We start from the raw sequence: 7,046 nt of genomic DNA, 5'->3' as shown, positions 1-7,046 counted from the left end.
ACCCCGGTGTGTGCGCGTGGGTTACGGGACGTAGATGTTCGAGGCGAACGGGGCGAACTGGGTGTCCCCGGGGCGGATGATTCCGATGATCAGTCCGCTGCACCAGCGGCCGCTGGTGATGAAGACGGGGTTGTCGGTGTGGTTCGTGACCGCGGCGGGGCCGTTGTGCATGATGCAGCCGGACGGTTCGTGGATCTGGTAGCCGTTGATGACCAGCTCCCCCGAGGACGCGTGCGCGGAGCCGCCGACGCCGAGGACGAGGGTGGCGGCGGCCGCGAGGGTGCCGAGGGTCGTGGTCAGTCGTCGCATGGTGAGGAACCTCCAGTGGGACCGTTCGATGACGATCATCTTCCGGTTGCGTGGCTCACCGTATTGGGTTAATTGCTGAGCGTCACGCCCGCTGAGGGGCGTGTGGATGCGCGAGGGGCGCACATGTGTCCGGCGAGCGCCGCCCGGCGGGTACGGAGCCCCGCGCGGGGCGGACGGAACCGGGCAGCGGGCTTACGGGGTCCAGTGCGCGGGGCGGGTCAGCGAGGCCGGGATGCGGGTCGCGGGGTTGCCCAGGGCGGCGTTGAGCTGGGCCTGGGTGAGGAAGAGGGCACCGCGCAGGTCGGCGTCGCGCAGATCGGTGTCGCGGAAGTCCGCGCCGATCAGGTCGGCGTCGCGCAGGTCGGCGCCGCTGAGGTCGGCGGCGATCAGGTAGGCGCCGCGGAGGTTCGCGCCGCGCAGGTCCGCGCCGGAGAGGCGGGCCCCCATCAGGTCGGCGCCGCGGTGGTTCTTCTTGCGGCCCGGCACCTTGGCCCGTACCAGCTCGCTGGTCTTGAGCAGGAGGGTGTTGACCTCCTGGCGCAGGGGGTTGATGTCGAAGCCCGCGAGGGTCTGCGGGGTTTCCTCCGTCCACCGGGTGGTGTCCTCCAGTGCGGTGCGCAGTTCCGCGTGGACCGGGCGGGCGGCGGGGAGGGTGAGGGCCTCGGCGAGGTAGAAGAGCAGCTCGTGCAGCTGCCGCATCACCGGGAAGACCTCGAACATCTCGCCGGCCGTGCCGGGGTGGGTGCGCCAGTCGCGGCCGCCGAAGGTGACCTGGGAGACCTGCTGGCCCGCGCCGAAGCAGTCGAAGACGGTGCAGCCCTGGAAGCCGGAGTCGCGCAGCCGGGTGTGGATGCCGCAGCGGAAGTCCTGCTGGAGGTTCTTGCAGGGGGTGCCGGCGGGCTTGTTCACGGCGAAGTCGGTGGACTTGGCGAAGGGCAGGGCGACGCAGCACAGGGCGAAGCAGTTGGCGCAGTCCGCCTGCAGGACGGGGAGCGGGGAGGGGGAGGGCTTGGACACGTCCCCATTGTCTCCCGGCGGGCGGGGCGGGGTGTCCGGGGTGTCATGGGTCTCCTCGGTCTCCATGGTCTCCATGGTCTCCGGGGTCTCCGGGGTCTTCCGGGGAGGGCCGGCGGCGGAGCGGCGGGGGCGCGGTGGAGTGCCCGGATCCGGGAAAGGCCTTGATCGCGGAGGAGGGTGCGGCAAGCATCGCCGTATGACCGAAGTGATCGCAGTGGCCGTCATCACCTTCCTCGCCGTCATCAGTCCCGGAGCGGACTTCGCCATGGTCGTGCGCAACAGCTACCTGTACGGGCGGCCCACCGGGCTGTTCGCGGCCGCCGGGGTCGCGGCCGGGGTGCTGGTGCACGTCTCCTACACGATGCTGGGGGTCGGGCTGCTGATCGCCTCCTCCACCGAACTGTTCACCGTGATCAAGCTCGCGGGCGCCGCGTACCTGGTGTGGGTCGGGATACGGACCTTCCGGGCGCGGGCCGAGGTGGCGGTGGACCTGGAGGAGAAGTCCGGGCTGACGCCGTTCGGGGCGCTCAGGACCGGGTTCCTGACCAACGTGCTCAATCCGAAGACCACGCTGTTCGTCGTGTCCACGTTCACCCAGGTGGTCGGGCCGGAGACCGCGGTGTGGCAGCAGGCCGGGTACGGGCTGTTCATGTCGGCGGCGCACCTGGGCTGGTTCTCGGCCGTGGCGCTGTTCTTCTCCAACTCCCGGCTGCGCGACCGGATGCTGAAGGCGCAGAAGGCCCTGAACCGGGCCATCGGCTCGGTGCTGGTGGGGCTCGGGGTGGGCCTGGGCTTCGCGCGCTGACCGGGGGCGGAGGGTCTGGCGAAGCGTGGTTACCTGTCGGTAGCGTGGCGGGCATGGGTGACGGGAGTGCTGTGGAAAGTGCCGCCGAGGGGTTCTACGAGCGGGTCGACCAGGGGCGGTTCCTGTCCACCGCCCATACGCGCGGTCCCTGGGACCCCGGCTCGCAGCACGCCGGTCCGCCGGCCGCGCTGCTCGGGCGGGCGGTCGAGGAACGAACGGGCGCGCGGGACGACATGCGGATCGCCCGGATCACGTACGAGATCCTGCGCCCGGTGCCGATCGGCCCGCTGGAGCTGACCACCAGCGTGCTGCGGGCCGGCCGGAGCACCGAGCTCGTCGAGGCCGCGCTCGCCCCGGCCGGGGCCGCGCCCGTGATGCTGGCGCGCGCCCTGCGGATCCGGGTGGCGGGGGAGTCCGTACCGGCCGTCGTGCCGGGGCCGGAGCTGCCGCCGCCCGGGGAGGTGGGGGTGACTCCGTTCTTCCCGGTGCCGTGGGAGACGGGCTACCACGCGGCGGTGGAGACCCGGTTCACCGAGGGCGCCTTCGTCGAGCCGGGGCCGGGCACCTGCTGGATGCGGATGAAGGTGCCGCTCGTGGCCGGGGAGGAGATCAGGCCCCTGGACCGGGTCCTGGTCGCCGCGGACTCGGGCAACGGCATCAGCGCCGTCATGGACTTCGGCCGGTACGTGTTCATCAACGGCGACCTCACCGTCCACCTGCACCGGCACCCGGTGGGTGAATGGGTGTGCGTCGAAGCCCGTACGAGCGTGGACGCGGCCGGGATCGGTCTCGCCGACGCCCGCCTGCACGACGAGAAGGGCCCGATCGGGCGGGGCGCGCAGAGCCTCTTCGTGGCGCCCAGGGGTTAGGGCGGGACGCCCCCCCGGCCGCTCCCAGGAGGGCGGGGGCGGCCGGGGGCGCGTTCGTCCTCCCGGCGGCCTCCGCGGGGTGCGTACGCGGTCGTTACGGCGTCCGGGTGGCCGCCGCCGGCGGGGCTCGGTGCGCCGGTGCGCACAAGAGCCCCGCGCGTACCGGTTTCTGAGGGGGCATTCGAACGGGATGATTCGACACGGGGTGGCGGGAGCCCCGGGAAAAGCCGTTCGATGGGGGAAGGTTGGCGGGTGCGCAGACTCTGGGTGGTCGGTGGAATCAGCTTCGGGGCATGCCTGTGCTTTCTCGCCCTGCTCGTCGTCGGTACGTACTCGGCGGCCGCGGGCATCGCGAGCGGGGCCGGCGGCCGTGCCGTGGGGCTCGCGAAGGGGGCCGTGCCGGGGAAGTACCAGTCCCTGGTGCAGAAGTGGGGCAACCTCTGCCCGACGCTCACCCCGGCGGTGCTGGCCGCGCAGCTCTACTCCGAGAGCGGCTGGAACCCGAGCGCGGTGAGCCCGGCCGACGCGCGGGGCATCGCGCAGTTCATCCCGGGGACCTGGGCCACGCACGGCATCGACGGCGACGGGGACGGCGACCGCGACATCTGGGATCCCGACGACGCGATCCCTTCTGCGGCTTCGTACGACTGCGAGTTGGCCCGCTACGTGGGCAAGGTGCCCGGGGATCCCGTCAAGAACATGCTGGCCGCGTACAACGCCGGTCCCGGGGCGGTGACGCAGTACCAGGGCGTACCGCCGTTCAAGGAGACCCAGGGCTACGTGAAGACCATCACGACCCTCGCGAAGAGCTTCGAGGCTCCCGTCGGACGGGTCGCGCCCTCGCAGCAGGCCGCCGGGGCGATCTACTTCGCGCAGAAGCAATTGGGGACTCCGTACCTGTGGGGCGGGAACGGAACGCCCGACCAGGACGGGCGGTTCGACTGTTCGGGGCTGACGAAGGCCGCGTACGAATCGGTGGGGATCGACCTGCCCCGGGTGGCCAACGACCAGTACAACGCCGGGCCGCATCCCTCGCGGGCCGAACTGCTCCCGGGCGACCTGGTGTTCTTCTCCGATGATCTGACGAATTCGCGGGAGATCCGGCACGTCGGTCTCTACGTGGGCGGCGGTTACATGATCAACGCACCGTTCACCGGCGCCGTGATCCGCTTCGACAAGATCGACACGCCCGACTACTTCGGCGCCACCCGCGTGACGAAGGACGGCGCGGAGGCGTTGCCGCGGCGTGAAACCGCCGGTAACGCAGCGTGAACCCGAGGCCCTGAGCTGCGACGATGAGTCACTCTTCGATAACGTTGAGGTGATCATTCGGTGGAGAGTGGAACGTAGCCGCCAGAACGGGCGTTCCATGGTCACGGGGACAGAACACCGGACTGATCACCGGGGGGCGAAGGGGCGCACACAGGGGTGCGCCCGCGGGGTACCAAGGCAAGGGCAAGGGGCCGCAACACCATGGCTGGACTCACAACTGGTGGGCCGAACGTGGATGTAAGCCTGCTGTACGAGATCAACGGACTGGCCCGGCACACCCCGGACTGGCTCGACCGGGCGATCGCCGTCGTCGGCGAGTACGGGATCCTGCTCGCCCTCGTGCTCCTGATCCTGTGGTGCTGGCGCGGGGCGCGCCGGCAGGACGAGGCCGCGGCCGTCGAGTCGGTGACCGCGCTCGTGTGGGCGCCGCTCGCCGCCGGGGCCGCGCTGCTCCTGAACGTTCCGCTGCGGGAGTTCGTGGCCCGGCCGCGGCCGGCCCAGCAGCACGGCGGGGTGGAAGTCCTGGACCCCGGCGCCGGGTTCGGGAGCAGCCCCTTCTCCTTCGTCAGCGACCACACCACCCTCGCGATGGCGCTGGGCGTCGGCCTGTTCATCGCCCACCGCAAGCTCGGCTTCCTCGGGATCGGGCTGGCCCTGCTGGAGGGCTTCACCCGGGTCTACATGGGCATCCACTACCCGACCGACGTCATCGGCGGGCTCGCGCTGGGCACGGCCGTGGTGCTGCTGCTCGCCCCGCTCGCGATGGCGCTGCTGACCCCGGTGGTGCGGGCGGTGGCCCGGTCCCGGCGGCTGGGCGTACTGGTCCGGGCCGGCGGGCACGTGCTGCCCCGGCCGGTGGACCTCGCGCCGGCCCCGCCGCCGGTGCGCGGCCACGAGAGCGACCTGGCCGCCTGACGCGGAGCGCGGCGGACCGTCAGCCGACGGCGTACGCGTTCCACACGGCCAGGACGACCGCAGCCAGCAGGCACAGCGCGGCGCCTCCGAAGCACAGGCGCACCGCCGCCGGGCGGGGGCGCGGGGTCACGGGTCCCCGCCGTCCGTGCCCTCGGCGGAGTCCGGACCCTCGCGGCGGTAGCGGGAGCGCAGCCACAGCCCGGTGGCCGCGGCCGCGGCGGTGGTGACCCCGATGGCCAGGGCCACGTCGCCCGGCCCGTCCGCCGTGCCGACCGGTCCGGCCCAGGCCGTGGCGGCCGGGGCGAGCGCGATGAGCAGCGCCCAGAGCAGGGCGGCGAGGCGTGGCGCGGTTCCGGGCATGAGTCAAGGGCATCCGCTCCCGCGCGCGTCGGCCAGCCGGGCCGTCCGAACGGGCGAACCGGAGCCGGAGGGCGCGAGCGCAGACGGCCTAGGCGGCGGGGTGGCGGGCGGCGTCCTTGCGGGCCAGGTCGCGGGAGCGGCGGGCCGGGCCGCGCCAGCCGCAGGTGCAGACGGCCAGACAGAACGCACCCCGGTCCGAGGTGCTCGTGGAGTGTCCGGCGGGCTCGTGGTCCGCCGGCCCCAGGGGGTCGCGGGGCAGCGGTACGGAGGCAAGCGGAGGGACGAGAGTCGCTTCGGTGTGCGGTTCCACGCACACCACGGTACCCGGCCGGAGCGGGCTGCGGGACTGCCCCGTACCGGTCGCTTCCGGGGCACGGAAACGGTTCACGGGTCGTTGGGGCCGCGTTCGTGAGCCGTTCGTGCGGGGGCCCCGGCCGTGACGGGAGACCCGGGACCTCGTTAAGCGGAGCGGGTGGGCCTCGGGCAAACAGCGGTCACGCGTTGGGGGTTGGCAGGCGATGGTGGTGCACCAGCACAGGCGGAGGCCGGGACGCGCCGAGGCGGCGTTCGCGGTCGGCCTGGCTCTGACGGCGGCGGCGTTGAGCGGATGCGGCGGCGACGCCGTCGCCGGCGACGACCGGCCCGCCGGCGACCCCGCGGCCGCGGTCCGCGGAGCCGCCGACACGCTGATGAGGACCGGCAGCGCGCGGGCCCGTACGGCCATGGAGATGGCCACCGGCGGCACCCGGGTCACGATCCGGGGCGAGGGCGGGGTCGACTTCAAGAACCGGATGGGCCAGCTCCTCGTGATGCTCCCGGACGACGCCAAGGGCAAGGCCGAACACCGGCCCATCACCGAACTCCTGGTGCCCGGCGCGCTCTACATGAAGAACCGGGGCGCGGGCGTCCCCGACGACAAGTGGGTGCGGGTCGACACGACGGCCCTCGCCGACGGGAACCTCGTCACGGGCGGGGCCACCGACCCGATGGCCGCCGCCGAACTGCTGCGCGGAGCGCAGGAGGTCACGTACGTGGGCGAGACCGAGGTGGCCGGGACCAAGGTGCGGCACTACCGGGGTACGACCGACATCGCGCGGGCCGCGGCGGCCGCCTCACCGGCGGTGAAGGGGGCCCTGGAGGCCGCGGCGAAAGGGTTCAGCAAGGACGTGGTGCCCTTCGACGCCTACCTCGACGCCGAGGGCCGGCTGCGCAAGGTCCGCCACCGCTTCACCTACGTCAACAACGGCGTGATCGACGTGTCCTCCACCACCCTGCTCTACGGCTTCGGGACTCCGGTCACCGTCGTCCTGCCGGCGGAAGGGGACATCTACGCGGGGAAGATCGCCGATTAGCCGGCGGAACCCGTACGGGGCGGCGCGATCGGGCCACGGCCGGCCATCAGCCCGGTGTGAGGGGCCGGAAATGGTCCATCCGTGTCATGCGCGCCGCCCCGCGCGCTCCCTACGCTGAGGAACCGAGCGCCGACGACCGGACGACGG

General features: G+C 72.7%; 9 protein-coding genes. 5 read left to right on the top strand and 4 right to left on the bottom strand.

The features are described from left to right. Positions 1 to 21: 21 nt before the first annotated feature. Positions 22 to 309, bottom strand: coding sequence for a hypothetical protein (locus ACWGDE_RS01320; protein WP_453386875.1), 288 nt, complete (start codon positions 307 to 309; stop codon positions 22 to 24). Between the two features lie 192 nt (positions 310 to 501). Further along, a complete protein-coding gene (locus ACWGDE_RS01315; protein ID WP_453386879.1) occupies positions 502 to 1,392 on the bottom strand; it encodes a pentapeptide repeat-containing protein in 891 nt (296 codons plus the stop codon). Positions 1,393 to 1,522: 130 nt separating this feature from the next. On the opposite strand from ACWGDE_RS01315, the gene ACWGDE_RS01310 reads away from it, so the two are divergent. The 4 genes from ACWGDE_RS01310 to ACWGDE_RS01295 all read left to right on the top strand — a co-directional run bounded on the left by ACWGDE_RS01310 (position 1,523) and on the right by ACWGDE_RS01295 (position 5,187). Next, complete coding sequence (locus ACWGDE_RS01310; protein ID WP_453386874.1) at positions 1,523 to 2,131, top strand: LysE family translocator; 609 nt, start codon at positions 1,523 to 1,525, stop codon at positions 2,129 to 2,131. A 53-nt stretch (positions 2,132 to 2,184) separates the two neighbouring features. Beyond that, positions 2,185 to 3,000 carry a thioesterase family protein gene (locus ACWGDE_RS01305; protein WP_453386873.1) on the top strand — a complete coding sequence of 272 codons (816 nt, stop codon included), beginning with the start codon at positions 2,185 to 2,187 and terminating at the stop codon, positions 2,998 to 3,000. A gap of 252 nt (positions 3,001 to 3,252) precedes the next feature. Next, positions 3,253 to 4,272, top strand: coding sequence for a C40 family peptidase (locus tag ACWGDE_RS01300; protein WP_453386872.1), 1,020 nt, complete (start codon positions 3,253 to 3,255; stop codon positions 4,270 to 4,272). A gap of 201 nt (positions 4,273 to 4,473) precedes the next feature. Continuing rightward, positions 4,474 to 5,187, top strand: a complete 714-nt coding sequence (locus ACWGDE_RS01295; RefSeq protein ID WP_453386871.1) for a phosphatase PAP2 family protein — start codon at positions 4,474 to 4,476, stop codon at positions 5,185 to 5,187. 126 nt (positions 5,188 to 5,313) lie between these two features. Here ACWGDE_RS01295 and ACWGDE_RS01290 read toward each other — a convergent pair whose 3' ends face one another. Both ACWGDE_RS01290 and ACWGDE_RS01285 read right to left on the bottom strand, forming a co-directional pair. Continuing rightward, positions 5,314 to 5,547 carry a hypothetical protein gene (locus ACWGDE_RS01290; protein ID WP_453386870.1) on the bottom strand — a complete coding sequence of 78 codons (234 nt, stop codon included), beginning with the start codon at positions 5,545 to 5,547 and terminating at the stop codon, positions 5,314 to 5,316. Positions 5,548 to 5,635: 88 nt separating this feature from the next. Then, entirely contained in the window at positions 5,636 to 5,857 is a 222-nt protein-coding gene (locus ACWGDE_RS01285) for a hypothetical protein (protein ID WP_453386869.1), read from the bottom strand. A 208-nt stretch (positions 5,858 to 6,065) separates the two neighbouring features. Here ACWGDE_RS01285 and ACWGDE_RS01280 point away from each other — a divergent pair, with 208 nt between their 5' ends. Next, the gene (locus ACWGDE_RS01280; protein ID WP_453386868.1) at positions 6,066 to 6,899 is read left to right on the top strand and encodes a hypothetical protein; all 834 of its coding nucleotides are present in this window, start codon (positions 6,066 to 6,068) and stop codon (positions 6,897 to 6,899) included. The last annotated feature ends 147 nt before the right edge of the window (positions 6,900 to 7,046 follow it).

It is taken from the genome of Streptomyces sp. NPDC054956 (genome assembly GCF_053609185.1).
This window is presented reverse-complemented; position numbering and strand designations above follow the sequence as displayed.

Excerpts from the sequence above, each read along its gene's own strand:
- ACWGDE_RS01320 (WP_453386875.1), bottom strand. The coding sequence starts at position 309 with ATGCGACGACTGACCACGACCCTCGGCACCCTCGCGGCCGCCGCCACC.
- ACWGDE_RS01315 (WP_453386879.1), bottom strand. The coding sequence starts at position 1,392 with ATGGAGACCGAGGAGACCCATGACACCCCGGACACCCCGCCCCGCCCG.
- ACWGDE_RS01310 (WP_453386874.1), top strand. The coding sequence starts at position 1,523 with ATGACCGAAGTGATCGCAGTGGCCGTCATCACCTTCCTCGCCGTCATC.
- ACWGDE_RS01305 (WP_453386873.1), top strand. The coding sequence starts at position 2,185 with ATGGGTGACGGGAGTGCTGTGGAAAGTGCCGCCGAGGGGTTCTACGAG.
- ACWGDE_RS01295 (WP_453386871.1), top strand. The coding sequence starts at position 4,474 with ATGGCTGGACTCACAACTGGTGGGCCGAACGTGGATGTAAGCCTGCTG.
- ACWGDE_RS01290 (WP_453386870.1), bottom strand. The coding sequence starts at position 5,547 with ATGCCCGGAACCGCGCCACGCCTCGCCGCCCTGCTCTGGGCGCTGCTC.
- ACWGDE_RS01280 (WP_453386868.1), top strand. The coding sequence starts at position 6,066 with ATGGTGGTGCACCAGCACAGGCGGAGGCCGGGACGCGCCGAGGCGGCG.